Source organism: Corallococcus silvisoli, assembly GCF_009909145.1.
Taxonomy (GTDB): Bacteria; Myxococcota; Myxococcia; order Myxococcales; family Myxococcaceae; genus Corallococcus; species Corallococcus silvisoli.
Window position 1 is genome coordinate 89,033 of record NZ_JAAAPJ010000020.1, and the last position, 25,761, is coordinate 114,793.

Annotated in this window: 15 protein-coding genes; 5 read left to right on the plus strand and 10 right to left on the minus strand. The window is 70.2% G+C overall.

The window, feature by feature from the left end; genetic code table 11:
* Positions 1-41 precede the first annotated feature (41 nt).
* Genes GTY96_RS31765 through GTY96_RS31785 form a run of 5 tightly spaced genes read left to right on the plus strand, consistent with a single transcriptional unit; the run spans position 42 to position 17,121 of the window.
* Complete coding sequence (locus tag GTY96_RS31765; protein ID WP_161666671.1) at positions 42-5,858, plus strand: type I polyketide synthase; 5,817 nt, start codon at positions 42-44, stop codon at positions 5,856-5,858.
* Positions 5,851-9,930, plus strand: a complete 4,080-nt coding sequence (locus tag GTY96_RS31770; RefSeq protein WP_161666672.1) for a type I polyketide synthase — start codon at positions 5,851-5,853, stop codon at positions 9,928-9,930. The genes GTY96_RS31765 and GTY96_RS31770 overlap by 8 nt, the downstream gene beginning before the upstream one ends.
* Positions 9,930-15,182, plus strand: coding sequence for a MupA/Atu3671 family FMN-dependent luciferase-like monooxygenase (locus tag GTY96_RS31775; protein ID WP_201756584.1), 5,253 nt, complete (start codon positions 9,930-9,932; stop codon positions 15,180-15,182). Before GTY96_RS31770 ends, GTY96_RS31775 begins: the two co-directional genes overlap by 1 nt.
* Before the next feature lie 14 nt (positions 15,183-15,196).
* Complete coding sequence (locus GTY96_RS31780) at positions 15,197-16,219, plus strand: fumarylacetoacetate hydrolase family protein (RefSeq protein ID WP_143905808.1); 1,023 nt, start codon at positions 15,197-15,199, stop codon at positions 16,217-16,219.
* Positions 16,216-17,121 (plus strand): SAM-dependent methyltransferase, encoded by a 906-nt coding sequence (locus GTY96_RS31785; RefSeq protein ID WP_161666674.1) that lies wholly within the window; start codon positions 16,216-16,218, stop codon positions 17,119-17,121. The genes GTY96_RS31780 and GTY96_RS31785 overlap by 4 nt, the downstream gene beginning before the upstream one ends.
* A 46-nt stretch (positions 17,122-17,167) precedes the next feature.
* On the opposite strand, the gene GTY96_RS31790 is transcribed toward GTY96_RS31785, so the two are convergent.
* The 10 genes from GTY96_RS31790 to ccmA all read right to left on the minus strand — a co-directional run bounded on the left by GTY96_RS31790 (position 17,168) and on the right by ccmA (position 25,417).
* Positions 17,168-18,124 (minus strand): tetratricopeptide repeat protein, encoded by a 957-nt coding sequence (locus GTY96_RS31790; protein ID WP_161666675.1) that lies wholly within the window; start codon positions 18,122-18,124, stop codon positions 17,168-17,170.
* Positions 18,125-18,127: 3 nt separating this feature from the next.
* Entirely contained in the window at positions 18,128-18,613 is a 486-nt protein-coding gene (locus GTY96_RS31795) for a cytochrome c-type biogenesis protein (protein ID WP_143905816.1), read from the minus strand.
* A 113-nt stretch (positions 18,614-18,726) separates the two neighbouring features.
* On the minus strand, positions 18,727-19,953 hold the full coding sequence (locus tag GTY96_RS31800) for a zinc ribbon domain-containing protein (RefSeq protein ID WP_161666676.1): 1,227 nt from the start codon (positions 19,951-19,953) through the stop codon (positions 18,727-18,729).
* Between the two features lie 139 nt (positions 19,954-20,092).
* Positions 20,093-20,653, minus strand: coding sequence for a TlpA family protein disulfide reductase (locus GTY96_RS31805; RefSeq protein ID WP_143905818.1), 561 nt, complete (start codon positions 20,651-20,653; stop codon positions 20,093-20,095).
* Positions 20,650-22,674 carry a heme lyase CcmF/NrfE family subunit gene (locus tag GTY96_RS31810; RefSeq protein ID WP_161666677.1) on the minus strand — a complete coding sequence of 675 codons (2,025 nt, stop codon included), beginning with the start codon at positions 22,672-22,674 and terminating at the stop codon, positions 20,650-20,652. The genes GTY96_RS31805 and GTY96_RS31810 overlap by 4 nt, the downstream gene beginning before the upstream one ends.
* Positions 22,671-23,165 carry a cytochrome c maturation protein CcmE gene (locus tag GTY96_RS31815; protein ID WP_143905823.1) on the minus strand — a complete coding sequence of 165 codons (495 nt, stop codon included), beginning with the start codon at positions 23,163-23,165 and terminating at the stop codon, positions 22,671-22,673. Before GTY96_RS31815 ends, GTY96_RS31810 begins: the two co-directional genes overlap by 4 nt.
* Before the next feature lie 4 nt (positions 23,166-23,169).
* Complete coding sequence (locus tag GTY96_RS37335) at positions 23,170-23,340, minus strand: hypothetical protein (protein WP_186002079.1); 171 nt, start codon at positions 23,338-23,340, stop codon at positions 23,170-23,172.
* 2 nt (positions 23,341-23,342) lie between these two features.
* The gene (gene ccsA, locus GTY96_RS31820; RefSeq protein ID WP_161666678.1) at positions 23,343-24,056 is read right to left on the minus strand and encodes a cytochrome c biogenesis protein CcsA; all 714 of its coding nucleotides are present in this window, start codon (positions 24,054-24,056) and stop codon (positions 23,343-23,345) included.
* Between the two features lie 3 nt (positions 24,057-24,059).
* Positions 24,060-24,755: a heme exporter protein CcmB gene (locus GTY96_RS31825; RefSeq protein ID WP_143905827.1), complete on the minus strand. Its 696-nt coding sequence runs from the start codon at positions 24,753-24,755 to the stop codon at positions 24,060-24,062.
* A complete protein-coding gene (gene ccmA, locus GTY96_RS31830) occupies positions 24,752-25,417 on the minus strand; it encodes a heme ABC exporter ATP-binding protein CcmA (protein ID WP_143905829.1) in 666 nt (221 codons plus the stop codon). Before ccmA ends, GTY96_RS31825 begins: the two co-directional genes overlap by 4 nt.
* Positions 25,418-25,761 lie beyond the last annotated feature (344 nt).

A 25,761-nucleotide genomic window follows, 5' to 3' on the forward strand; every position in this document is an offset into this window, starting at 1 on the left:
CCGCCGTTGCCTGCCCCGCCGTTCATGAGAGAGGCACGAAGATGAGCAGCCCCTTGGACCCGCACGAGAACAGTGCTCGCCTGGCTCGCGCCCTGGTCGCGCTGGAGAAGATGCAAGCCAGGCTGGAGGCGAGCGAACGCGAGAAGCGCGAGCCCATCGCCATCATCGGCATGGCGTGTCGCTTTCCGGGCGGCGCGAACCATCCGGGCGCGCTCTGGGAGCTGCTGCGCGAGGGCCGCGACGCCATCGTCGAGGTGCCACCCGACCGGTGGGCCATCGACGACTACTACGATCCGGACCCCGCGGCGGAAGGGAAGATGTACACGCGCTGGGGAGGATTCCTGAAGGGCGTCCGGCTCGACGAGCTGGATGCCCGGTTCTACGGCATCGCCCCTCGTGAAGTGGCGAGCATGGATCCCCAGCAGCGGTTGATGTTGGAGGTGACCTGGGAGGCGCTCGCCAACGCGGGGCAGGTCCAGGAGCGCATCGCGAACAGCCTCACCGGGGTGTTCGTCGGGGTGATGCTCAACGACTACGCCCAGCTCCAGGCGCAGCAGGCGGACCCGGCGCTGATGGACGCCTATCTGGCGTTTGGCAACGACTCCAGCTTCATGGCCGGTCGCATCTCCTACATCCTGGGAGCCCAGGGCCCGAGCATGGCGGTGAACACCGCCTGTTCCTCGTCGCTCGTGACGGTGCAGCTGGCGTGTCAGAGCCTGCGCGCTCGCGAGAGCCACATGGCCATCGCGGGCGGCGTCAGCGTCATCCTGGCCCCGGATGGGCACATCGTCTCGTCCCGGCTCCGCTCCCAGTCTCCGACCGGGCGGTGCAGGACGTTCGATGCCTCGGCCGACGGCTACGTGCGTGGTGAGGGCTGCGGTGTCGTGGTGCTCAAGCGGCTCTCCGACGCGCTCGCCGACAAGGACCCGGTGCTCGCCGTCATCCGAGGCGGCGCGGTCAATCACGATGGTCCCAGTGGCGGACTGACCGTGCCCAGCGGGCCCGCGCAGGAGGCGGTGATCCGAAGGGCGCTCGCCAACGCGGGCGTGGAGCCGGCGCAGGTGGGCTACGTCGAGGCCCACGGAACGGGGACCCCGCTCGGCGATCCGATAGAGGTGCGCGCGCTTCAGAAGGTGTTCGCTCCGGGGCGGGAGTCCTCACGGCCCCTGAGCCTGGGCTCCATCAAGACGAACGTCGGGCACCTGGAGGCGGCGGCCGGCATCGCGGGACTGATGAAGGTGGTGCTGATGCTCCAGCATCGCGAGCTTCCTCCCCATCTCCATCTGTCCCGGCCCACGACAGCCGTTCCCTGGAGCGAGCTGCCCATCACCATTCCCACCCGGCTGCGTCCCTGGGACACGACCTCCGGCAGGCGCATGGCGGGGGTCAGCTCCTTCGGCCTGAGCGGCATCAACGCGCACCTCATCCTCGAAGAGGCTCCGGAGCCGACGCGCCAGCGCCCAGCGGAGTCACCCGCGCGCTCCTCCCATCTGCTGACGCTGTCGGCGCGCGACGAGAAGGCGCTTCAGCAGCTCGCGCGCGACTACCGGGACTGGCTGCCTGGCGCGCCGCCACGGCTGGAGGACGTCTGCTACACGGCCAGCGCGCGACGCAGCCACTACGAGCACCGGCTGTCGGTCGTCGGGCGCACGCGCGAGCAGCTCGTGGAGCACCTGGGGGCCTTCCTCCGGGGAGAGCCGCTTCCGGCGCTCTCCTCTCGGGAGGCCTCGCCGCGCCGGCCGAAGGTGGTGTTCGTGTTCTCCGGGCAGGGCTCCCAGTGGCCCACCATGGCGCGGGAGCTGCTTCAGGTGTCCCCCGTGTTCCGCTCCACGCTGGAGGCGTGTGACCGGGCCATGCGGGCGCATGGCGTGGGGCCCCTGCTGAAGTTGCTCGAGGCGGTGGACGACGCGTCCTGGATGGAAGACATCGGCGTCATCCAGCCGATGCTGTTCGCCATCGCGGTGGCGCTCGCCGCCCAGTGGCGCGCCTGGGGCATCCATCCCGACGCGGTGGTGGGCCACAGCATGGGCGAGGTGGCCGCGGCCCATGTGGCGGGCGTGCTGAGTCTGGAGGATGCCGCGCGGGTCATCTGCCGCCGGAGCGCGCTGCTGCGGCGCATTCGCGGTCAGGGCGGAATGGCCCTGGTGGAGCTCTCCCTCGCCCAGGCGCGGGCCACGCTCGCGGGCTTCGAGGACCGGCTGTCCATCGCCGCGAGCAACGGCCCGACGACGACGGTGCTGGCCGGAGACGCCACGGCCTTGCAGGAGGTCATGGCGCGACTGCAGGCGCGCAACGTCTTCTGCCGGAGCATCAAGGTGGATGTCGCGTCCCACTCTCCGCAAGTGGAGTCGCTGCTCCCGGAGCTGCGGGAGGTGCTTGGCGCGCTCCAGCCCCGGCCCGCGAACCTGCCCGTGTACTCCACCGTCACCGGCGGCCTGACCGATGGGACGGACTGGGATGCGACCTACTGGCTGCGCAACCTGCGCGAGCCGGTGTTGTTCTCTCCGGTCATCGAGCAGCTGCTCGCGAGCCCGCACCACGTCTTCCTGGAGCTCAGTCCGCATCCCATCCTGACGCAGTCCATCGAGCGCATCGTCCGAGCGTCGCGCGCGGAGGGAGTCGTGCTGCCCTCGTTGCGGAGGGAGGAGGGGGAGACGGAGGTCCTGCTCCAGTCGCTCGGGGCCCTCCACACCGCGGGGCATCCCATCGACTGGCGCGCGGTGTATCCGGAGGCCGGTGAGAGCACGCTCCTGCCGGGCTATCCCTGGCAGCGCTCACGCTTCTGGCTGGAGCCGCGTCAGGCCGCTCCCCGGAGCGTGGCACGTCCTGTCGCCCCCCTCCCGGAAGCGCGGGAAGCGCATGCGGACGCGATGACGTCCGAGCACGCCGACGGCACGCCGTCCCGCTTCTACGACGACTCCGTGGAGCGGGAGCGGGTGCTCGCGCCGGACGAGGTCTACCTGACCTTCGGCATCCAGCGTCAACCGGTCCCGGGCTTCTCCTGGCTGATGAGCGTCTACGGTCTCCCGGAGCGACCCGAGCACACGGAGCTGTTGTTGCAGGGGCAGCGCGGGCTCCGGTCGGTGCTCTTCCGAGGCGTCCGCTGGTCCTCGGTGCGCAAGGTGCTCGACTTCGGATGCGGGTATGCCTCCGACCTCATCTCGCTGGCGAGGAGGTTCCCGCACCTGCGCCTGGATGGCTACACCATCTCCGCGGAGCAGGCGGCCATCGACGCGGAGCGGGTGCGGGCGCGCGGGCTCCAGGACCGCGTCCGGGTCTTCGCGCGTGACAGCGCGAAGGAGGCCTTCCCGGACCGGTACGACGTGGCGTTCGGGTTCGAGGTCGCCACCCACGTCGCGGACAAGACGGCGCTGTTCGCGAACCTCTCCCGGAGCCTCCAGAACGGCGGCTTCCTGCTCCTCGCCGACTTCATCGCCAATGGCGTCTCGGCCATCAACGTCGAGGAGACCGCGTCGTACAACGTCAACGCCGACGAGTGGGCGGAGCTGCTCGCGCGCCACCGCTTCCGTCTGGTGGAGGGCGTCGACATCAGCCACGAGGCCGCGCACTTCCTCGACGACCCCGGGTTCGACCGTCACCTGGAGGTCGTCGCCCAGCGGTTCAAGCTCAGTGAGCTGGTGAAGCGGAACTTCGATGCCATGCGCAACTTCGGCAAGGCGCTCGACAAGGGTTTGATGAGCTACGCGCTGCTCGTCGCCCAGAAGGACGAGCACGCGGGGGCGCCCTATCTGGCTCGGGTGAACCGCGCCAAGGTCGCGGCGCTGACCCCGTTCGCCGCGTTCGAGGACGCGGGGGCCTGGGCGGCGCCCGCCGAGGACTCCGCGGTGCGCGAGGAGTGGGTCTACGAGGTGAAGTGGCCCCAGAGGCCGCGCGCGCCGAAACCCGAGGCGGAGCGAAAGGGCGGAGCCGCTGGCCGGTGGTTGCTCCTCTGCGACCGCACGGGCACGGGGGAGGCGCTGGCCGCGCGGCTTCGAGCCCGGGGAGAGCGCTGCACGCTGCTGTATGCGGGGCTCGATCCCCAGACACCCGGAGCGGATGTGGCCCACGTCAATCCGACGGACCCCGCGGATTGGCAGCGGGTGTTGGAGCGGCTGGCCTCGGAGGGAGGCGGCCCCTTCCGAGGTGTGGTGCATCTGTGGAACCTGGACCTCGGCGGCGACGTGGCGCTGGAAGAGGCGACGCTGGGGAGCGGCTGCGGAAGCCTGCTGACCCTGGTGCAGCGGCTGGGCGGGGGAGCGGGCGCGAACACGCGGCTGTGGCTGGTCACGCGGGGCGCGCAGTCCGTCGGCGACGGTGCTCCCGTCTCCGTCGCGCAGGCGCCCATCTGGGGATTGGGGCGAGTGCTCGCGCTGGAGCACCCCGAGCTGTGGGGTGGCCTCGTGGACCTCTCGCCTTCCTCGGACGCGCAGGAGGTCGATGCGCTCTGCGAGGAGCTGTGCGCGTCGGATGGAGAGGATCAGCTCGCCTTGCGTGGGCGGACGCGGCACGTGGCCCGGCTGTCGCGCGGCGAGGTGCCTACCGCTGGCGAGGCCACCTGGCGGAGCGATGGGGCGTACCTCATCACTGGAGGCCTGGGAGGACTGGGGCTCCAGGTCGCGCGGTGGTTGGTGGCTCGTGGGGCCCGGCACCTGCTCCTGTCGGGTCGCACCGAGCTTCCGGCCCCGGGCGAATGGGCTTCGCTCCCGGCGGACAGCCCGCTCACGTCGCGGGTCAAGGCGCTCCGCGAGCTCCAGTCGCAAGGGGCGACGGTGCGCTACCTGCGGTGCGACGTCGGCGAACCGGAGCAGGTGCGCGCGCTCATCGAGGCATGCGGCCAGGGGCCGGTGCCGCTCGTGGGCCTCTTCCACGCGGCGGGCGTGTCGGCGCACCGCGCGCTGAGGGAGACAGGCCCGGAGGTGCTCTCGTCCGTCTTCCATCCCAAGGCGATGGGCGCCTGGATGCTCCACGAGCTCACCCGCCACCTGCCGCTCCACTGCTTCGTCCTGTTCTCCTCCGCGTCTTCCGTGTGGGGTTCGCAGGGGATGGCCGCGTATGCGGCGGCGAATCACTTCCTCGACGCGCTCGCGCACCACCGCAAGGCACAGGGGCTGGCGGCGACGTGCATCAACTGGGGCCGCTGGAGTGAAGGCGGGATGGCGGGCTCGGAGCAGGCGCAGCGCTTCTTCTCGCAGGTGGGGCTGGAGGCGATGCCGACCGAAGCGGCGCTCACGCTGCTGGGGCATCTGGTGGGCGCGGGCGTCACGCAGAGGACCGTGGCGGCGGTGGACTGGAGTCGCTTCAAGCCGCTGCTGGAGGCACGGCGACACCGGCCCCTGCTCGAAGCCATCTCCGTGGGCGCGTCCGCCGCGAAGGCCCCCGCGGAGCAGGGCGCCGCCCGCTCCGAGCTGCTGAGCCGGCTGGAGGAGGCACCCTCGGGCCGCCGCCGCGGCGTGTTGCAGGAGTTCGTGCGAGCCGAAGCCGCGCGTGTCCTGGGCGCGGAGCCGTCGGCCCTGACGCCAGGGCAGGGCTTCTTCCAGATGGGCATGAACTCGCTCATGTCCGTCGAGCTGAAGAACCACCTGGAGCGGAGCCTGCGGCACAAGCTCCCCTCCACGCTCGCCTTCGAGTACCCGACCGTCGCGGAGCTGACCGACTTCCTGGCGAAGGAGGTCCCCGCGCTCGCGGCGCTTGTTGCTCCCCGGCCGGAGGTGGCGCTCGCCGCCGCCGCCGTCGCCGAGGTGGATCCGCTGTTGAAGGACGAAAGCATCTTCGAACTGCTGAGCGAAGCGGAGCGGTTGTCTGAGACCGCGCTGCAATCACTTGCACAGTCTTTCCCTGGTGAGGGCTCAAATGAGTGACGTCATGGAGAAGTTGGTGCGCGGTCTCTCCCCCGAGAAGCGGGTGAGTCTTGCCAAGATGCTCCTTCGCTCCGTGGGCGAGGGCGTTCCAGAGAAGAAGACGGCGGAGCCCATCGCCATCATCGGAATCGGTTGCCGGTTCCCGGGCGGCGCCAATGACCCGGAGTCCTTCTGGCGACTGCTGCGAGACGGCGTGGACGCCGTACGCGAGGTGCCGCGCAGCCGCTGGGACATCGACGCGTACTACGACGCCGACCCATCCAAGCCCGGGAAGATGTACACGCGGAATGGCGCGTTCCTGGAGGGAGTCGACCTCTTCGACCCGTACTTCTTCGGGATTCCTCCGCGCGCGGCGGCGAACCTGGACCCCCAGCACCGGCTGCTGCTGGAGGTGGCCTGGGAGGCGCTGGAGCACGCGGGCATCGCGCCGCGGAGCCTCGCGGGCAGCAAGACGGGGGTGTTCATTGGCGGCGCCACCGGGGACTACACCCAGCTCATCCAGGGCAAGGGCGCCGACAGCATCGACGCGACTTACCTGACGGGCAGTCTGCTGACGTTCGCGACCGGGCGCCTGTCCCACTTCTTCGACTTGCAGGGGCCGAGCCTCGGAGTGGACACGGCCTGTTCCTCGTCACTCGTCGCGGTCCATCTGGCGTGTCAGAGCCTGCGCTCGGGTGAGAGCTCGCTGTCGCTCGTGGGGGGCGTGAACCTCATCCTGACGCCGCAGGGCACCATCACCACCTGCAAGGCGCGCATGCTCGCCGTGGATGGCCGGTGCAAGACGTTCGACGCCGCGGCGGATGGCTACGGCCGGGGCGAAGGCTGCGGCATGGTCGTGCTCAAGCGCCTCTCCGACGCGCTCGAGGACGGGGACAACGTGCTCGCCGTCATTCGCGGTACGGCGGTGAATCAGGATGGGCACAGCAGTGACTTGACGGTGCCCAACGGGCTCGCACAGCAGGCGGTGATCCGCCAGGCGCTGGCGGATGCCGGATTGGAGCCGGCGCAGGTGGGCTACGTGGAGGCGCACGGCACCGGCACGTCGCTGGGCGACCCCATCGAACTGCGCGCGCTGGGCGCCGTGTTCGGAGGGAAGCGGGAAGGTGGCGCGGCCCTCCAGGTCGGCTCGGTGAAGACGAACATCGGCCACCTCGAATACGCGGCGGGCATCGCGGGGTTGATCAAGCTCGTGCTCGCCTTGAAGCACGGCGAGCTCCCCGCCCATCTGCACTTCAAGCGGGGCAACCCCTACATCCCCTGGAATGAGCTGCCGGTGGAGATCCCCACCCAGCACGCACCGTGGGCGGCGCGAGACGGAAAGCGCGTGGGGGGCGTGAGTTCATTCGGCGCCAGCGGGACGAACGCGCACGTGGTGCTGGAAGGGGCGCCGGAGGTGGAGCGGAGGAAGGGGAAGGAGCGGCCGAAGCACGTGCTGGCGCTGTCAGCGCGGAGCGAGAAGACGCTGAGGGAGCTGGCGGGCCGGTACGCGAAGGCGCTGGAGGAAGAAGAGCTGGGGGACGCGTGCTTCACGGCGAACACGGGGCGAGGGCGGTTCGCGCACCGGGTGGCGGTGGTGGGAGGGACGGCGGAGGAGCTGAGAGAGGAATTGGAGAGGTACGAGAGGGAAGGGGCGGTGGAGAGGGGGGCGGCGGGGCAGGCGAGGAAGGCGGGAGGAGAAGAGGTGGTGCTGCTCTTCACGGGGCAGGGAGTGCAGCACGAGGGGATGGGGAGGGAGCTGTACGAGACGCAGGAGACGTTCCGGGAGGTGATGAAGAAGTGCGACGGGGTGGTGAAGGAGGAGCTGGGGGAGTCGCTGGTGGAGGTGCTGTACGGAGGGAAGGGGAAGCAGCTGGAGAGAAGCAGCGTGTCGCAGGCGGCGCTGTTCAGCGTGGAGTACGCGCTGGCGCAGGTGTGGGCGGAGTGGGGAGTGAAGCCGGCGGCGGTGATGGGGCACAGCCTGGGTGAGTACGTGGCGGCGTGCGTGGCGGGAGTCTTCAGCGTGGAGGAGGGGCTGAAGCTGGTGATGGAGAGAGGGAGGTTGATGGAGGGGTTGGAGGGAGAAGGGAAGATGGTGGCGGTGCTGGCGAGTGAAGAGGAGGTGAGGGGGGAGGGAGGAGGAGGGTTGGTGGCGGCGGTGAATGGGCCAGAGGAGGTGGTGCTGGCGGGGAGGGTGAAGGAGGTGGAGGAGGTGGAGGGGAGGCTGAAGGCGAAGGGGAGGGAGTGCCGTGTGTTGAAGACGACGCACGCGTTCCACTCGGAGCTGATGGAGCCGATGAAGGAGGCGTTCGAGAGGGCGGCGGGGAAGGTGAGGATGGAGCGAGCGCGGTTGGAGTTGGTGTCGAACGTGAGCGGGAGGGCGGTGAAGGGAGGAGAGGAGAAGGAGGCGGGGTACTGGGCGAGGCACCTGAGGGAGCCGGTGAGGTACTGGGAGGGAGTGAAGGGGTTGTACGAGAGGGGGTACCGGGTCTTCGTGGAGGTGGGGCCGAAGCCGACGCTGACGGGAGTGGGGAAGAGGTACCTGGGGAAGGGGGAGGCGGAGTGGGTGGGGAGCCTGAGGCCCGGGAGCAGCGATTGGGAGACGCTGCTGGGGAGCATGGCGAGGCTGTACGTGAGGGGCGTGGAGGTGGACTGGGAGGGATTGGACAAGGCACACGCGCGTCGACGCACGCCGCTGCCCACGTATCCCTTCCAGCGTGAGCGCTACTGGGTCGACTCCCTCATCCCCAACACCGATGTGCTCGTGACCTTCTACCGGACCATCGTCCAGCTGGCGGAGGTCAACACCGCGGTGCAGTTCCCGTCGTTGCGCTTCGCCACGCTCCGCGAGCCCGTGCCTGGCTTCTCGTGGATCGCGATGTACCGGCCCGAGAAGGACCCCGCGAAGGAGGCGGTCTACAAGCAGTTCTACGACCTCGCTCTTCAGTCGAACCTCGAGATGGCGAGGACGCTCTACCGGGGGCTCGACTTCCCGTCGTTCACCCGCGTGCTCGACATCGGGTGTGGCCACGCCGCGGACCTCATCGACCTGGGCAAGGCGCATCCCCACCTGGAGCTTCACGGCTGCAACATCTCGCCCGACCAGATTGAAGCGGGGCGGCAGCGCATCCGCGGGCTCGGGTTGGATGGGCGCATCAAGCTCCACTACCAGGACAGCTCGCGGGATCCCTTCCCGTCCACGTACGACCTGGTCATCGCGTTCCAGGTCATCCATCACATCCGGAACAAGGCGGACCTCTTCGCGAACATCAGCCGGAGCCTGCGCAACGGCGGCTACCTGGTGATGGCGGAGACGCTGTCCAACATGGTCAGCCCCATCGAGCACCCGGAGTCGACCACGCTCTTCGTGCCTCAAGCCGAGTGGGCGGAGCTGCTTGCCCGCAACCACCTGCGCATCGTCGAGGCCGTCGAGTCCAGCCAGGAGATCGCCAACTTCCTCCACGACCCCGACTTCGAGCAGAACTTCGCGCGGGTGACCCGGGACCTGGATGAGGTGACGCAGAAGCACCTGCATGGCATCCACATGCTGGGTGAGCTGCTGCGGCGTCGGCTGGCGGCCTACCTCCTGTTCACGGTGACGAAGGACGAGTCGCTGGACGTGGACACCCTCCGGAGCATCAACCTGGAGCGCCTGGGCGCGCGGGTCTCGTACGACGCCGTCTACAGCGCCGTCGAGAAGGGGCCGTATGCGCTGCCGCCGCCTCCCGGGGCCAAGGCGCTCCAGGAGGCCTCGACCGCGGCGAGCACCTTCTCGAAGGCGCTGCTCGCCTCGGAGCCCGGCCAGCGGGGCCCCCTGCTCGACAGCTACCTGCGAGAGCTGGTCGCCAACCTGTTGAAGATGCCAGTGGTCCGGCTGGACGCGGAGCAGCCCCTGAGCACCCTGGGCCTGGACTCCCTGCTGGCGCTCGAGCTGAAGCACAAGATCCACGCGGAGACAGGCGTGACGATGCAGCTCGATGAGCTGTTGCAGGGCGCGAGCATCGCGCACCTGTCGCAGCGCCTCGCTGAACAGCTCGACGGCCGCGGTCCGGGACGGGGTGCCTCGACCCAGGACTGGGAGGAAGGCGAGCTGTGATGACCGACGAACTGGTCGCCGAACTGTCCCGGCAGGGCGCCACGCTCTGGGTCGAGGGGGAGCGGCTGAAGTACCGGGCCCCCAAGGGCGCGCTCTCGCCGGAGACCCTGGCGAAGCTGGCCACGCACAAGGCCGCGCTGGTGGAGCACCTGCGCCGGCTCGCGGCCGACGGGGAGTCCGTCCATCCGCTCTCCCATGGGCAGCAGGCGCTCTGGTTCGTCTCCCAGGTGGCCCCTGACAGCGCCGCGTACAACACGGCGCTGTCGATTCGCATCGTCACCGACCTGGACGTCGCCGCGCTGCGACGGGCCTGCCAGCGGCTCGTGGACCGGCATGGCGCGCTGCGGACGACCTTCACGGCGCACCAGGGGCAGCCGCTCCAGAGGGTGCGTCAGCGGGCCGAGGTCCAGTTCGAGCAGCTTCAGGTCCCCGGCCTCGACCTCGAGTCGCTGCGGGAGCAGGTGACGCGGGCCTCCGAGGCTCCGTTCGACCTGGAGCGGGGCCCGCTGATGCGGGTGCGGTTGTTCTCCCGGGGGCCTCGGGACCACGTGCTGCTCATCGCCATCCACCACATCGTCTACGACGGATGGTCGCTGCTGGTGCTGGGGGAGGAGCTGCTGCGGCACCTCTACGCCGCGGAGAAGGCGGGCGTTCCCGCGACGCTGCCTCCACCCCCGGCGACCTACGTGGACTACGTCCGGTGGCAAGCCGAGATGCTCTCGGGCTCCGCGGGACAGCGGCTCTGGGACTACTGGTCCCGGCAGCTGGCGGGACCGCTGCCGGTGCTGGACCTGCCCTTCGCGCATCCCCGTCCGGAGGTGCAGACCTACGCGGGCGCTTCGGTGCCCGTCTCGCTGGGAGGGACGCTGGCCCGGCGGCTGAGGGCGCTCTGCGAGCAGGAGGGCGTCACGCTGTATACGGTGCTCCTGACCGCGCTCATGACCCTGCTGCACCGCTATTCGGGGCAGGAGGATCTGCTCGTCGGCACCCCCACGCTCGGACGGACTCAACCCGAGTTCGCGAAGGTCGTGGGCAACTTCATGAACATGATGGTCCTGCGGGGGAGGCTCTCCGGTGACCCTTCGTTCCGGGCCCTGCTCGGGCAGCTGCGCCAGACGGTCGTCGGCGCGCTCGCGCACCAGGACTTTCCCTTCCACCTGCTCGTGGAGAAGCTGAACCCGGAGCGGCACTCAGGACGCTCGCCCATCTTCCAGGTGGCGTTCATGCTCCAGCCCACGCCCCGGGAGGACATCTACCAGGGTGACGAGGCGAACCCGGCGCTGCCCGGCGGGCTCGTGCTGCGGCCGTTCGACATCCCGCAGCAGGAAGGCCAGTTCGATCTCTCGCTGGAGTTGACGGAGACGGATGCGTCCCTGGGCGGCGTGCTGAAGTACCGCACGGACCTGTTCGACGCGGCGCGGGTCCGCCAGATGGTGGGGCATCTGGAGACGTTGCTGGAGGGAATCGTCGAGGACCCCGAGCGACGCCTGTCCGAGCTGCCCCTGCTGACGCAAGCGGAGCGACGGCAGGTGCTCGACACCTGGAATGCGACCCGCTCCGAGCCGTCTCCCGCGCGGTGCATCCATGAGCTATTCGAGGCGCGGGTCCTCGCGTCCCCGGAGTCCATCGCGCTGGTCTCCGGCGGCCAGCGGCTGAGCTACCGCGACCTGGACACGCGCGCGAATCGGCTGGCGCACCGGCTCCGGGCGCTTGGGGTCGGACCGGAGGTGCGGGTGGGCCTCTGCGTCCCACGAGGTCCGGACATGGTGGTGGGCATGCTCGGAATCCTGAAGGCCGGCGGCGCCTACGTGCCGATGGATCCGACCTATCCCGTGGACCGGCTCGCCTACATGCTCACCGACTCCCAGGCACGGGTGGTGCTGGCCGAGGAGCGGCAGCGCGCGCTCTTGCCGGAGACGGGCGCGAAGGTGGTGCTCCTGGACGACGGCGGCGAGGACGCGTCCGGGGACGTGGAGCCTCCGAGCAGCGGCGTGAACGCCGAGCATGTGGCGTACACGCTCTACACCTCGGGCTCCACGGGCCGCCCCAAGGGCTGCATGGTCTGTCACCGCAACGTCGCGCGCTTCTTCGACGCGATGGACGGCGCCATGGACGCGGGCGAGCGCGGCGTGTGGCTCGCGACGACGAGCATGTCATTCGACATCTCCGTGCTGGAGCTCCTGTACTCGCTCACCCGAGGCTTCCAGGTGGTCCTGCGCGGCGAGCAGGGGGCGCGCCGGACGTCGAGCCCTCCCGGCGTGTCGGGCAAGCCGCTCGAGTTCAGCCTGTTCTATTTCGCCAGCGACGAGCGAGAGCACGCGAAGGCCAAGTACCGGCTCCTGCTGGAGGGCGCCCGATTCGCGGACGCGCACGACTTCAAGGCGGTCTGGACTCCCGAGCGGCACTTTCACGCCTTCGGTGGGCTCTATCCGAATCCCTCCGTCGTCAGCGCGGCCCTCGCGGCGACCACGCGGAACATCCGGATCCGCGCGGGCAGCATCGTGCTCCCGCTGCACAACCCCATCCGGGTCGCGGAGGAGTGGTCCATCGTGGACAACCTCTCCGACGGACGCGTCGACCTCTCGTTCGCCTCGGGGTGGCACCCCAATGACTTCGTGCTCGCGCCGGAGCGCTTCGCGGAGGCACGCAGCCGCTTCTTCGAGCAGATCTCCACCGTCCAGAAGCTCTGGCGGGGAGAGGCGGTGTCCTTCCGGAACGGGCAGGGCCAGGACGTTCCAGTCCAGTCCCTGCCCCGGCCGATCCAGCCGGAGGTCCAGGTCTGGGTGACGGCGGCGGGCAACCCGGAGACGTTCCGCGCGGCGGGGGCGTCGGGCGCCCACGTGCTCACGCACCTGCTCGGACAGAACCTCCCGGAGCTGGCGAAGAAGATTCAAATCTATCGCGACGCCTGGACGGCCGCGGGCCACGGGCCGGGGCCGGGCCACGTCACCCTCATGCTGCACACGTTCATGGGGGAGGACGTCGAAGCCATCCGCCAGAAGGTGAACGCGCCCCTTCGCCAGTACCTGAAGAGCTCCATCGGACTCCTGCGCTCGGTCCTCGGGCCGCTGCCGCACGGAGGCGAGCTGGAGTCGCTGACGGAGGCGGACGTCGACCTGCTGCTCGCGAAGGCCATCGACCGGTACTTCAACCAGATGGGCCTGTTCGGAAACGTGGAGAGCTGTCTGCCGTTGATCGACCGGCTGCGCGAGCTGGGCGTGGACGAGGTCGCGTGTCTCATCGACTTCGGAGTGGACGTCGACTCGACGCTGGCCGGACTCCGGACCTTGAACGCCCTGCGCGAGCAGTGCTCGCGTCCCCAGGAGGAGTCCGAGGACATCCCCTCGCTCATCGCCCGGCACGGCGTCACCCACTTCCAGTGCACGCCGTCGATGTTGCGGATGCTGTTGCTGGAGCCAGGGGGCGCCGAGTTGCTGCGTCCGCTCAAGAAGCTCCTGGTGGGAGGCGAGGCCTTCCCCGCGGCCTTGGGGCGTCAGGTCCTCCCGCTGGTGGGGGGCGAGGTGCTCAACATGTACGGCCCGACCGAGACGACCATCTGGTCCTCGTTCGAGCGGGTGTCGGAGGCCGCGCCGGTCATCGCCATCGGGAGGCCCATCGCGGACACCCGGATGTACGTGCTGGACGCGCGGCTGCGGCCCGTTCCGGTGGGTGTGCCCGGTGAGCTGTTCATCGGCGGCGAAGGGGTGGCGCGGGGCTACCTCCACCGTCCCGAGCTGACGGCGGAGCGCTTCATCCCGGACCCCTTTGGCGCTGAACCCGGCACGCGCATGTACCGGACAGGAGACCTGGTCCGTCACCTGCCGGATGGGCGCATCGAGTTCCTGGGGCGCCAGGACCAGCAGGTCAAGGTCCGGGGTGTGCGCATCGAGCCCGGTGAAATCGAGGCGGAGCTGCGCCAGCACCCAGAGGTCCGGCAGGCGGTGGTGGTGGCGCGGGCCGACGCCGCGGGGGAGGTGGGGCTCACGGCCTACGTCGTGGCGGCCACGGAGGCGGCGAACGTCGCGCCCTCGGCGCTGTCGCGCTTCCTTCGGGACAGGCTCCCGGCCTCGATGATTCCCGCTCACTTCGTCCGGCTCGACGCGCTGCCGTTGACGCCGAACAAGAAGTTGGATGTCCGCGCCCTCCCGGTGCCCGACGCGCCGGCACCGGAGCTCTCGGCTTCCTACGTCGCGCCCCGGGACGCGCTGGAGCTGGAACTCGCGGCGCTCTGGGAGGAGCTGTTCGACCTGCGCCCCATTGGCGTCACCAGCAGCTTCTTTCAGCTGGGGGGCCACTCGTTGCTGGCGGTCCGGCTGATGTCCCGGCTCCGCGCCAGGTGGGGGCGGCAGCTGCCTGTCTCCCTCTTGTTCCAGGCGGACACCATCCGTCAGCTCGCGGCCCTGCTGCGCCAGCAGGACGGAGGGACGCGCGCTCGGGATCCGCTCGTGCGCATCCAGGAGACGGGCGACAAGCCACCCCTCTTCTTCGTGCATCCCACGGGGGGAGACGTGCTGTGCTACGCGCCGCTGGCGAGGCAGCTCGGGCCCCGTCAGCCCTTCTACGCGCTGCAATCCCTGGCGGATCAGGACGCGGGCTCCATCGAGGAGATGGCGGCGCGCTACCTGGAGGAGGTGCGCCGGGTCCGCCCGAAGGGGCCGTATCGCCTGGGGGGCTGGTCCACGGGAGGCATCGTCGCGCAGGCCATGGCGCGGCAGCTGGAGGCACGGTCGGAGCAGGTCGAGCTGCTCATGTTGCTGGAGACCTGGTCTCCGGACCTCTACCAGCGGGCGGAGGAGCCCGGCGCGCTGATGGCGTGGTTCGCCACGGATCTGCTGGGGGGCGCGGAGGCGGCGAAGCTCGATGCGACGAAGCTCCAGACGCTCGATGAGGGAGGACGCCTGGGCTATCTGGCCGAGCACGCCAGGGCCCTGGGCGCCCTGCCGGGAGTGGAGCTTCCGGAGCTGGAGCAGCGCTTCCGCGTCTTCGCGCGCAACGCGCGGGCCTTGTCCCGCTACCGGCCCGAGCCCTACCGCGGCAAGGTGCTCTTCCTCCAGGCGGAGCAGCTGGCTGCGCACCCGTCGGACACGTTGCCCGCACCGGTGGAGAGCTGGGGCGAGCGCCTGCTCCAGGCACAGCTCCATCAGGTGCCAGGCAATCACTACACGATGCTGCAGGCCCCGCATGTTCGCGAGGTCGCGGACCGGATGACCTGCTTCCTGGATGAACTCGCGGTGGCCCCCGGGCCGCGGTGAAGGAGCCTTTCGCCATGGGAACTCATGTCGCGCGCTTCAAGGCAGGAGGCGAGGTCCGGTGGGGATGGGTCCGCCAGGAGCAGGTCGTCCCCATCCCGGGCCGGTACGAGTCCCTCGCCGAGTTCCTGGAGAAGGGCGCGGCGCGGGCGCGGGTGATGGCGGCGGCAGGCGAGGGCGAGGGCCTCGCCCTGGCGGAGGTCGAGCTGCTCGCCCCGGTGACGTCGCCGTGCAACGTGGTCTGCCAGGGACAGAACTACCGCAGCCACATGCTGGAGGTGGGGCAGGACCCGGACGCCAAGGACTTCAACCAGTTCTTCCGCAAGGCGTCGTCGTCGCTGGCGTCGAGCACGGCGGACATCATCAAGCCCGCGCGGGTCCGGATGCTCGACTACGAGATCGAGCTGGGGCTGATCATCGGCCGGAGGATCTCCGGGCCCGTGCGCGTGGCGCGGGCGCGGCTGCATGAGTTCGTCGCGGGGATCGTGATGGGCAATGACATCTCCGCCAGGGACCTCCAGCTCGCGGAGGGGCAGTGGCACAAGGCGAAGAGCTTCCGGACCTTCTGCCCGGTGGGGCCGTATGTCTATCTCCTCGGCCCGGAGGACGCCGCGAGGCTGATGGACTTGCGGCTCATGCTGTCCGTCAACGGTGAGGTGCGCCAGGACGCGAGCACCGCGGAGATGATCTACCCGCCGGAAGAGACCCTGACGGAGCTGTCGGAGATCATGGACCTGTTCCCGGGAGACCTCGTGCTGACGGGGACTCCCAGCGGCGTGGCGGCGGGCAGGAACATGTCGAAGCTGACTCGACAGGTGGGCAAGCTCATCAGCGTCTTCCTGTCCGACAAGACGCTCGCGAAGCTCCTCTTGAAGCAGGGCAACACCGCCGCCTACTTGAAGGCGGGGGACGTCCTGCGTGCCTCGATCTCCAGTCGGGACGACGTCATCCACCTGGGGACCCAGGAGAACCGCATCGTGACGCGGTCGCTGGAGATGACGGCGCGACCGGAGCCCGAAGCTCATGTGAGGGTCGGATGAACCGGGACAAGCGACGTGCCGACCGGACGGCGGAGGGGGTCGCGATCTGGCGTGCCATGGGCGTGCATGAGCCGGACTCCTCCGTCCGCAATCCCGACCTCATGGCGGCCCAGTTCCTGGGGCCCATCTCCCGCGCGGCCCTGTCGATTGCCCCGCTGCGCTCCTGGCTCATGAGCCACTTTGGTCGCAGGTTTCCGGGGGCCTATGGCTGCGCCACCGCGCGGACGCTCCATCTCGACGCGCTCTTCGTGAACGCGCTCGAGGAGGGCGTGGAGCAGGTGGTGCTGCTGGGCGCGGGCTATGACAGCCGCGCGTACCGGTTCCGTGAGCGGCTGTCGAAGGCGCGCGTCTTCGAGGTGGACCTGCCGGCCACGCAGGTGAAGAAGCAGCAGCGGCTCCAGTCGCTCTTCGGCTCCCTGCCTGACTGGGTGCGGTACGTGCCCATCGACTTCGACACGCAGCGGCTGGAGGACGTGCTCCCCGCCGCCGGCTTCGAGCGCTCCGCGCGGACCTTCTTCCTCTGGGAGGGCGTGAGCATGTACCTCACGCAGGAGGGCGTCGATCAGACGCTGGGCTTCGTCGTGCGCAACACGCCGCCGGGGAGCAGCATCGCGTTCGACTACGTGGCCCAGGGGGCGCTCCGGGGAGACCCCCGCTATCCCGGCACCGAGCAGTGGATCCGCTCGCTGGCGGAGATGGGCCACCCGATGACGTTCGGCATCGAGGAGGACGCCACGGAGCGCTTCCTTCGCGAGCGAGGGCTGGAGGTGGTCTCCAGGGTCGGCTCCGCGGAGCTGGAGCGCAGGTACCTGGTCCGGAGCAACGGAGACCTGCTCTGCTCCGCCTCCAGCTTCCTGTGCATCGCCCACGCGCGGGTCCAGGGGCCTGTCAGCCGGCCCTGAACTGGCGGTGCCCGTCGCGCGGGTGGGGGGACGCGGGCGCGGCTGGCTACTGCCGCGCGACCTCGGCCTTCAGCTGGGCGATGGCGGGGGCCAGCTGCGGGGGCTGCATGTTCTTGGGCACTTCCACCGTGAAGCGCTCGAAGTGCACCAGCGCGCCGGCCTTGTCCCCGCGACGCAGCGCCAGGCTGCCCAGGAAGATGAGCGCCTCCTGCGCGTCCGGCCACGTGTCCACCAGCTCCACCAGCTCCTGCTCCGCGCCCTGCAGGTCGCCTTGCGACGCCGCGCGCAGCACGCCCCGGTGCACCCGCAGCTCCACGTTGAAGGGGTCCACCGCCAGGCCCTTCTGCGTCACCTTCATCGCCTCGGCGAACTGCTGCTGACGGATGAGCTCGTGGCTCAACATCGCCGCGGCCTCCACGTCGCCCGGGTTCGACTCCAGCCGCTGGCGAGCCTGCTCCATCTCGTCGTTCGGCGGGGGCATGTCCTCCTGCTGCTGCTGGGCCATCATCCCCGGCGGCGTCACACCCGTGCCCATCTGCCCCTCTTCGCGCGGCTTCTGCTCGGACACCAGCAGGTAGCCCAGGCCCCCGAAGAAGACCACCACGCCCGCGCCCCACATGGCGCCGACCAGCTGCGGGTTGCGCGACGCCCACCCCGTGGGCGCCGGCACGTTGCGCGCGGGCGTCCGCTCACCGGCCGCCTGCCGCTTCAGGTGCTCGTCCTTCGCGCGCAGCGCGGCGGCGGCTTCCTTCTCCAGGCGGGCCTTCTCCGCCGTGTAGTGCTCCGCGGTGAAGTGGTGCTTCTCCGCCTCCAGCGTGCGCAGCTGCTCGATGAGCGACTGCGCGCGCTGAGCCAGGTCGTCCGCGGTCCCGTCCGCCTTCGTCGTGGCCTCGGGCGCGCTGGCCGTCTTGAAGCGCATGTAGAGGAGCCACGCGGCCGCCAGCACGAAGGCGACCGACAGGACGATGATTCCGGGCAACCAGTTGGTGGGCTCGGGCTGCATGGCTTAGCGCTCCAGCTCCCGGCGCACGGCCTGGAGGTAGGGGTCCGCGTCGTCGGTCGACGGCGTCGGAGAGGAAGGGGAGGGGGCCGGCGCGGCCTCCGGCAGCGGCTGGCGCTGTTTCAGGATGACGAAGAGGCCACCCAACACGAGCACGACGGGCCCCAGCCAGACGAACCAGTTGAAGCCCTCCGCGCGCGGCTCCAGCAGCACCCACTCGCCATAGCGCGCCACGAAGTAGTCGACGATCTCCGTGTCCGTCTTGCCCTCGGAGACCAGCTCGCGCACCTTGTCGAGCTGCGCGCGCGCCATCGACGACGGGCTGTCCGCCACCGACAGGCCCTGGCACACGGCGCAGCGCAGCTTCTTCGCCAGCTGCTGCACCCGCGCCTCGTGGGCCGGCGCGAGCGGATCACTCCCCGCCTGCTGCGGCGCGAACTGCCCCGTGGCGAGGCCCAGGGCGAGGGTCAACGAAAGGAGGACGGCGTTCATCGAGGGCTCCAGCGGGGGCCGTCCCTACCTACCGCCCCCTGACGGGTGTTGCACAGCGAAACCTGGGACGCCCGCCCGCCGCCCGGGCGGCCCTGGGGCGCATGTCCGCGCACCTAGCGGCGGGAGCCCGAGTCGGGCTCCGTCTCCAGGTCCTGGTCGGGGTCGTAGGGGTCGTCCTCCGGCGGCAGGAGGCCGTCGGGCTCGTCGCGGCCCAGGGCGTGGCGCACGGCATAGAAACCCACCGCCCCCAGACCCAGGAGGAACGCGAGGGGGCCCACCGCGAGCCTCACCCCCATCAGCGCCCAGAGCAGGCTCACGCTCACCGCGCCCACGGGCACCCAGCGCAGGAAGGCCGGGCGCTCCACCTCCGGCCGCAGCGCCGCGATGACGAGCAGCGCCAGCAGCGCGAGCTCCGGCAGCTCCGACATGGGCAGGTCCCAGCCCGAGCGCGTCTGGATGCCACCGCCCTGGCTGTAGAGCGAATCATCCGAGGGACGGTGGGTGGGAATCACCCGCAGCTCCGGAGGCCCGGCGCGCGCGCTCCCCGGGACGGGCACGTTGCTCGGCAGAGGCGACCCGTCCGCCGTCATCTTGCCCCAGGGCAGGAAGAGCGCGACCACGCACATCGCGACGCCCGCCAGCGCCACCACCCGGGGAAAGCCCACGAGTGAACGGACGTCGAGGTGGCGACTCACGCCGTCCGGGCCCGCGATGACCAGCCGTGTCTGCTCCAGCGCGATCAACACCGTGCCCGCCGCCCACAGCGGCACCAGCAGGTTGAAGCCCGACAAGAGCCGCACCGTCAGGGCCAGGAGCAGCAGCGTGAACACGGCGGGGACCTCCGGCCGCATCAGCACCAGGGGCACGCTGTCCACCCAGCCCGGCGCGTTGCCGTCGCGGCGCAGCTCCCGCGCGACCAGCGCCACCGCGCCCACGAGCGTCAGCAGCGTGCCCAGCACGCCCACGTTGGGGAAGAAGGGGAGGATGGACAGCACCAGCGAGAACACCACCAGCCCCGCGCCCAACACGCTCTGCGAGTGGCCCGGCACGTCCTTGAGCCAGCGGGGGCCCGTGTAGCCGTCGTCCTCCTCGACCTTGGGAGGGGGCGCCGCCGCCGGGGCTCGGCTGGAGGAGGCCCGGCCCTGCTGACGGATCTCCTCCTCCTCGTCCATCAGCTCCGACGCATAGGCGGGCTCGGAGGCGGGGCGGCTGGGGCGGTTGCCGCGGGCGCTGCTGGGACGGGGCGCGGCGGCCGGACGGGCCGGCATCTTCGCGCCGCAGTTCTCGCAGTAACTCAGGCGGACGTCCGCCGCGCTCTCACCGCACTCGGGGCACTGCATGGGCCCACCTCGCTGATGCAGGGGCCGGGGGAAGCCCCTTCGAACGACGCCGACAGCAGGGACGTACCACGGATTCCAGGCCTCCCGCGAGGCGGCCCCGGTGTCCCAGGCGCCGGACTTCCCAACGGGGGGGCGCCGCTCAGTTCCGCCGCGCGGCCTCGGTGGTGGGCGCGGGGCCCGGCTGGTTCAGCTCCTTCACGCGCGCCGCCAGCGTCTGCGGATCGATGGGGCCCACGTGCTTGCCGCGGATGATGCCCTGCGCGTCGATGAAGTACGTCTCCGGCACGCCCGCGACGCCGTAGTCCACCGCCATGCGCGAGCGCGTGTCCATCAGCTGGGGGAAGCTGACGCCCATGCGGCGCAGGAAGTCGCGCGCGTTGTCCTCGGTGTCCTCGAAGACGACGCCCATGAACACCGCCTGGGAGCCCATCTCCCGCGCGCCCCACTCGAGCACCGGGTGCTCGTACTTGCACGGCCCGCACCACGACGCCCAGAAGTTGAGGACGACGGGGTGGCCCTTGAGGTCCGCGAGCTTCACGTCCTCGCCGCCGTCCAGCGGCTTGAGCACGAAGTCCGGCGCGGGAGCGCCCTTGAGCATGAAGGGCACTTCGTGGGGATCGCGCCCGAAGCCCTTGAAGAGGACGAAGAGCAGCGCCGCGGCCACCGCCGCGAACACCAGGGGAAGCCGCCAGCGCTTCATGCCGCCCCCCGCTCGGCGTCACCGCCAGGCAGGGGCGGGGCGGCGCCCACCGTCGGCGCCTCCGCGTGCAGCACCGCGGCCCGGCGCTGCGGCCACACGGCGATGAGCGTGCCCAGCAGCAGCAGCGGCAGGCTGTACCAGATCCATCCCACCAGCGGGAACACCCAGACGTTGAAGCTGGCGGTGCCCGTCGTCTCGCTGAAGGCCATCAGCGACACGTACAGGTCCTCCTTCGGGGATTCGCGCACCGCGGGCGTGCCCACGGGGTCCGTGCTCCGCTCGTAGTAGTTCATCCGCGGGCGCAGCTCGCTCACCGTGCCGTTGGGCGCCGTCACCTCCAGGCGCGCGGCGACGAAGGTGCGGTGCGGCTCCTCGCCGGAGGACAGGCCCACGTACTTGAGCTGGTAGCCGTCCAGCATCAGCGTGCCGTCCTTCTTCAGCGTGCCGGACGTGTGCTTCACGTACGCGCTGGAGGCCGCGACCGCGACGATGATGAGCACGATGCCCAGGTGCACCACGTAGCCGCCGAAGCGCCGGCGCGCCTTGCCCGTCGCCGTGGCCAGCGCCGTGACGAAGCCCTCCTTGCGCTCCGTCATGCGCACGCGCACCGGCACCGCCAGCTCGCGCAGCGTGATGAGGGTGACGAAGCCCGCGATGCCGAAGGTCATCAGCGGGTACACGCCGCGCAGGCCCGCCGCGTGGCAGGCGATCGTGATGGCCACGCCCACCGCCGCGGGGATGAGGAACTGCCGGCGCAGGGCCGCCTTGTCCGGCGTGCCCCAGGGCAGCACCGGGCCCACGCCCATGAGGAAGAGCACCGCGATGCCGCCCGGCACCGCCATCTTGTTGAAGTACGGCTCGCCCACGCTCACGCGGATGCCGCGAACGGCCTCCGACACCAGCGGGTAGAGCGTGCCCAGGAGCACCGTGAAGGTGATGGCCACGAACACCAGGTTGTTCACCAGGATGCTCGCCTCGCGCGACAGCAGCGAGTTGAGCCGGCCCTCCGGCGCCAGCAGGTGGCCGCGCGTGGCCAGCAGGCCAATGCACACCACCAGCAGGACGCCGATGAACACCAGGAACGTGGGCCCGATGTCCGACTGGGTGAACGAGTGCACCGAGTTGAAGATGCCGGAGCGGGTCATGAACGTGCCCAGGATGGTGAGCACGAACGACGCCAGCGCGAGGCTCAGCGTCCACAGCTTCAGCATCCGCTTGCGCTCCTGCACCATGGTGGAGTGCATGAACGCCGTCGCGGTGAGCCACGGCAGGAAGCTGGCGTTCTCCACCGGGTCCCACGCCCAGTAGCCGCCCCAGCCCAGCACCGCGTACGCCCACCAGGAGCCCAGCACGATGCCCAGCGTGAGGAACATCCACGCGATGAGCGTCCAGCGGCGCAGCGGGGCCATCCACGCTTCGCCAATCTCCCCGCGAAGCAGCCCCGCCACCGCGACGCCGAAGGGCACCGTCATGCCCACGTAGCCCGCGTACAGCATGGGCGGGTGGATGATCATCAGGAAGTGGTTCTGCAACAGCGGGTTGGGCCCGGGCCCATCCGCCGGCACCGGCGACACCGCGCCCCAGGGGTTGGCGGGGCCCGCGATGAGGAAGGCGAAGAAGACGCCCACGGCCAGCATGGTGCCCAGCGCCAGCTGCATGTAGCGCGCGTGCTCACGGCGGTGCACGAAGGCGAACGCCGCCACGTACACGCCCATGATGAGGCCCCAGAAGAGGATGGACCCTTCCAGCGCGCTCCACAGCGACACGATGGTGTAGATGAGCGGCGTCGCGCGGCTGCCCACCTGGGACACGTACTTGACGCTGAAGTCGTGGTTGATCAGCGCCTCCACCATCACCAGGTTGCTGCCAATCATGCAGGCGGCGAAGCCCCACACCGCGCGCAGCACCCAGGGGTAGCTCGCGTCCGTGCGGCGCATGCCCCCCACCAGCCCGATGATGGCGCCGAAGGCCGCGAAGGCCAGCCCCGCCAGCACCAGCCCATAGCCCAGCATTCCGTTCACGGCGCCCCCGGCGGCGTCGCGGCGGCGGTGGTGGCGCCCTCGGCCAGCGTGTCCTGCCACTTGCGCGGGGACTCGCCTTCCTTGGGGGCGCGGTACTCGTTGGAGTGGTTCACCATCAGCCGGTTGGAGGTGAAGATGCCGGCCTTGTCATAGGTGCCCTCCACCACGACGCCGATCTTCTCGCGGAACATCTGCGGGGGCGTCTCCAGCGAGCGCACGTGCACGCTCTTGGCGTCCTCGTGCGCGCTGTCCGCCACGCGGAAGTCCAGCGTGGTGTGGGACTCGTTCCAGTGGATGCTGCCCGGCTGCACCACGCCGCCCAGGCGGATGGTGGCCGAGTAGGCCTTGTCCCCGTTGGAGAGCAGCTCCGACGGGCTCCAGTAGTAGACGAGGTTCTCCCCGATGTTGCCGAAGGCGATGAAGCCGAGGCCGGCGCCGGCGAAGAGCAGGGCTCCCAGCGCGATGAGGCGGTTGCGGTTGACGGGCGTCATGGGCTCACTCCTTCGAATCGGCGGAGGCGCGAGGACGGCGCGCCCAGAGGGAAACCGAGTAGAGCACGAAGGCGGCCACGGAGATGCCGTAGCACGCGCCCACGTACCCCCAACCACCCTGGAGGCGGCCACTGCCCACCTGGGCCAGCACCAGCAGCGACGTCAGCGAGGTCATGTTCAGGCCACCTTCGAGGAATGGGCCGCGCGCTGCGCGGGGTCGTCCGTGGGCAGCGCATCCGGCAGCGCCACCTCCGCCTTCCGCTCCGCGAGCGCGATGCGGTAGCGGTGCACCATGAAGAGGATGAGCAGCGCCAGCATGCCGAACGCCGCCACGCGCAGGGGCAGCACCATCTGCGGGTCCACCGTCTTGGGGGTGGACTGCACCTGATGGAGGCTGCGCCACCAGCGCACGGAGAACCACACGATGGGCAGGTTGATGGCCCCGATGATGGCCACCACCGCGCTCCACACCGCGCGCTTCTCCGGGTCCTCCACGAAGCGCCGCAGCACCAGGTAGCCCGTGTAGGACACCAGCAGGATGGCCTCCGACGTCAGGCGCGGGTCCCATGACCAGTACACGCCCCAGGTGGGGCGGCCCCAGATGGAGCCGGTGATCATCCCCAGCGTGCCGAAGAGCAGGCCCACCTCCGCGGAGGCCTCCGCCATGGCGTCCGTCTTCCACGACTGGCGCAGGAGGTACGTCACCGCGGCCACGAAGTTGATGAACATGGCCATCATGGCCATCCACTGGAGCGGCACGTGGACGTACATGATGCGCTGCACGTCGCCCATCTCCCGGTCCGGCGGCGCCCATGCGAGCCCCAGCCACCAGCCGACGCCCAACAAGCCCAGCACCAACGCCGGCAGGCCAAACTTGACGAACTTGTTCATCCTTCAGTCCTCGATGACCCGGGGAAACAACACGAAGCCTACGCCCCAGTAAATCAGATTGAACCCCAGCAGCAGCCCCTGCCATGAGCCCAGCTGCTGCATCGGATCTCCCTGGAGCACGAGGGTGGTCCCCTTGGCAGCGGAGAGGAGGGCCGGGATGACGAGCGGGAACAATAGCAGAGGCAGAAGCACATCCCGGGCCCGGGCGTTGCTTGAAATCGCCGCGTAGACCGTCCCTGGGGCGCTGAGCGCCAGGCTGCCCAGCACCAGGATGCCCGCCAGGTCTCCAAGCCCGGTGACGATCCGCACCCCGTAGAGGGCCACCATCACCGGCACCAGCAGCACGCCCAGGGCCAGGAGCAGCAGGGCGTTGCCCAGGGCCTTGGACAGGAAGATGGCCCGGGCGTCCGCGGGCGCCAGGCGCACGCCGTCCAGGCACGCGTTCTCCGACTCCACGCGGAAGGACTCGCCCAGGGACAGCACGCTGGCGAACAGGATGGCCAGCCACAGGTAGCCGCCCGCGTTGCGCTCCAGCAGCTTCGTGTCCGGCCCCAGCGCGAAGGAGAAGAGGAGCAGCGTCGCCATGGCGAAGAACACCAGCGCGTTGAGCCGCGCGCGGGTGCGCCATTCAATGAGCAGGTCCTTGCGCAGCAGGACGAGCGTCGTCTGGAAGAGGCCCGGGGGGCGCGTGGACCTCATGCCGCCACCGCCCGGCCGTCCTGCAGGTGCAGCCGCTCCTCGCACAGGCTCATGCCCTGCTCGATGAGGTGCGTGGCCAGCACCACGGTGGTGCCGCCCGCCTTGAGCTCCGCGATGACGCCCTCCATGTCCCGGATGCCCGCGGGATCCAGCTCGCCGAAGGGTTCGTCCAGGAGCGCCAGCGCCGGGGCCTTCATCAGGAGGCGCGCGATGGCCAGGCGCTTGCGCATGCCTGCGCTGAAGCCCCGCACCGGGCTGTCCGTGCGGCGGGTGAGGCCCACCCGGTTCAGCAGCGCGTCCGCGGCGTCCTGCGGCGCGTCCACCCCCAGCAGGCGGGCGAGCACCATCAGGTTCTGCTGCGCGGTGAGGTCCTCATAAAGGAAGCTGGCGTGGGACAGGAGCGCCACGTCGCGGCGCACCGCTTCGCGCTCCAGGACGGCGTCCCGGCCCAGCACCTCCACCCGTCCCGCGGTGGGGCCGAGCGCGGTGGCGATGAGGCGCAGCAGCGTCGTCTTCCCGGAGCCGTTGTGGCCGGTGAGCAGCAGCGAGCGCCCCGGGGGCAGCGCGTAGGTGAGCCGGGCCACCGCCCACCTTCGCCCATAGCGCTTGCTCACGTCATGGAGGGCGAGCGCGGGCGCTGATCCAGAGGGGGGAGGAGGCATCGGCGGGCCGTTTCGTAGCCGGAAAACCCGCTGTCCACCAGTGAAACCCCTGGCCCGCGGGGGCCCGCCCGCGCCTGCCCGCGGGAGGGCGGGAAGTTTTTACGCCTGCTCCGCCTGTCCGCCACCCTGCCACTGAAAGGTTTTCCCCACCGGTGGGCGCTCAGCGCCACTGCCGCCAACGACCGGGACCTCCGTGGGAACTTTCGTTCCACCAGGAACACATGAATTAAGCGTTTTGCAGGGTGAATTCCCTACCCTATCGCCTTGGCATCCACCGTGCACACACCGCGATGGGGCCCGTTCCATTGGGGGGAACGGGCGGGATTGCGGGCTGGAGGGAGGCG

What these genes read in the sequence shown, in the direction of transcription:
- GTY96_RS31765 (WP_161666671.1), top strand. Translation starts at nt 42, where the DNA reads ATGAGCAGCCCCTTGGACCCGCACGAGAACAGTGCTCGCCTGGCTCGC.
- GTY96_RS31770 (WP_161666672.1), top strand. Translation starts at nt 5,851, where the DNA reads ATGAGTGACGTCATGGAGAAGTTGGTGCGCGGTCTCTCCCCCGAGAAG.
- GTY96_RS31775 (WP_201756584.1), top strand. Translation starts at nt 9,930, where the DNA reads ATGACCGACGAACTGGTCGCCGAACTGTCCCGGCAGGGCGCCACGCTC.
- GTY96_RS31780 (WP_143905808.1), top strand. Translation starts at nt 15,197, where the DNA reads ATGGGAACTCATGTCGCGCGCTTCAAGGCAGGAGGCGAGGTCCGGTGG.
- GTY96_RS31785 (WP_161666674.1), top strand. Translation starts at nt 16,216, where the DNA reads ATGAACCGGGACAAGCGACGTGCCGACCGGACGGCGGAGGGGGTCGCG.
- GTY96_RS31790 (WP_161666675.1), bottom strand. Translation starts at nt 18,124, where the DNA reads ATGCAGCCCGAGCCCACCAACTGGTTGCCCGGAATCATCGTCCTGTCG.
- GTY96_RS31795 (WP_143905816.1), bottom strand. Translation starts at nt 18,613, where the DNA reads ATGAACGCCGTCCTCCTTTCGTTGACCCTCGCCCTGGGCCTCGCCACG.
- GTY96_RS31800 (WP_161666676.1), bottom strand. Translation starts at nt 19,953, where the DNA reads ATGCAGTGCCCCGAGTGCGGTGAGAGCGCGGCGGACGTCCGCCTGAGT.
- GTY96_RS31805 (WP_143905818.1), bottom strand. Translation starts at nt 20,653, where the DNA reads ATGAAGCGCTGGCGGCTTCCCCTGGTGTTCGCGGCGGTGGCCGCGGCG.
- GTY96_RS31815 (WP_143905823.1), bottom strand. Translation starts at nt 23,165, where the DNA reads ATGACGCCCGTCAACCGCAACCGCCTCATCGCGCTGGGAGCCCTGCTC.
- GTY96_RS37335 (WP_186002079.1), bottom strand. Translation starts at nt 23,340, where the DNA reads ATGACCTCGCTGACGTCGCTGCTGGTGCTGGCCCAGGTGGGCAGTGGC.
- ccsA (WP_161666678.1), bottom strand. Translation starts at nt 24,056, where the DNA reads ATGAACAAGTTCGTCAAGTTTGGCCTGCCGGCGTTGGTGCTGGGCTTG.
- GTY96_RS31825 (WP_143905827.1), bottom strand. Translation starts at nt 24,755, where the DNA reads ATGAGGTCCACGCGCCCCCCGGGCCTCTTCCAGACGACGCTCGTCCTG.
- ccmA (WP_143905829.1), bottom strand. Translation starts at nt 25,417, where the DNA reads ATGCCTCCTCCCCCCTCTGGATCAGCGCCCGCGCTCGCCCTCCATGAC.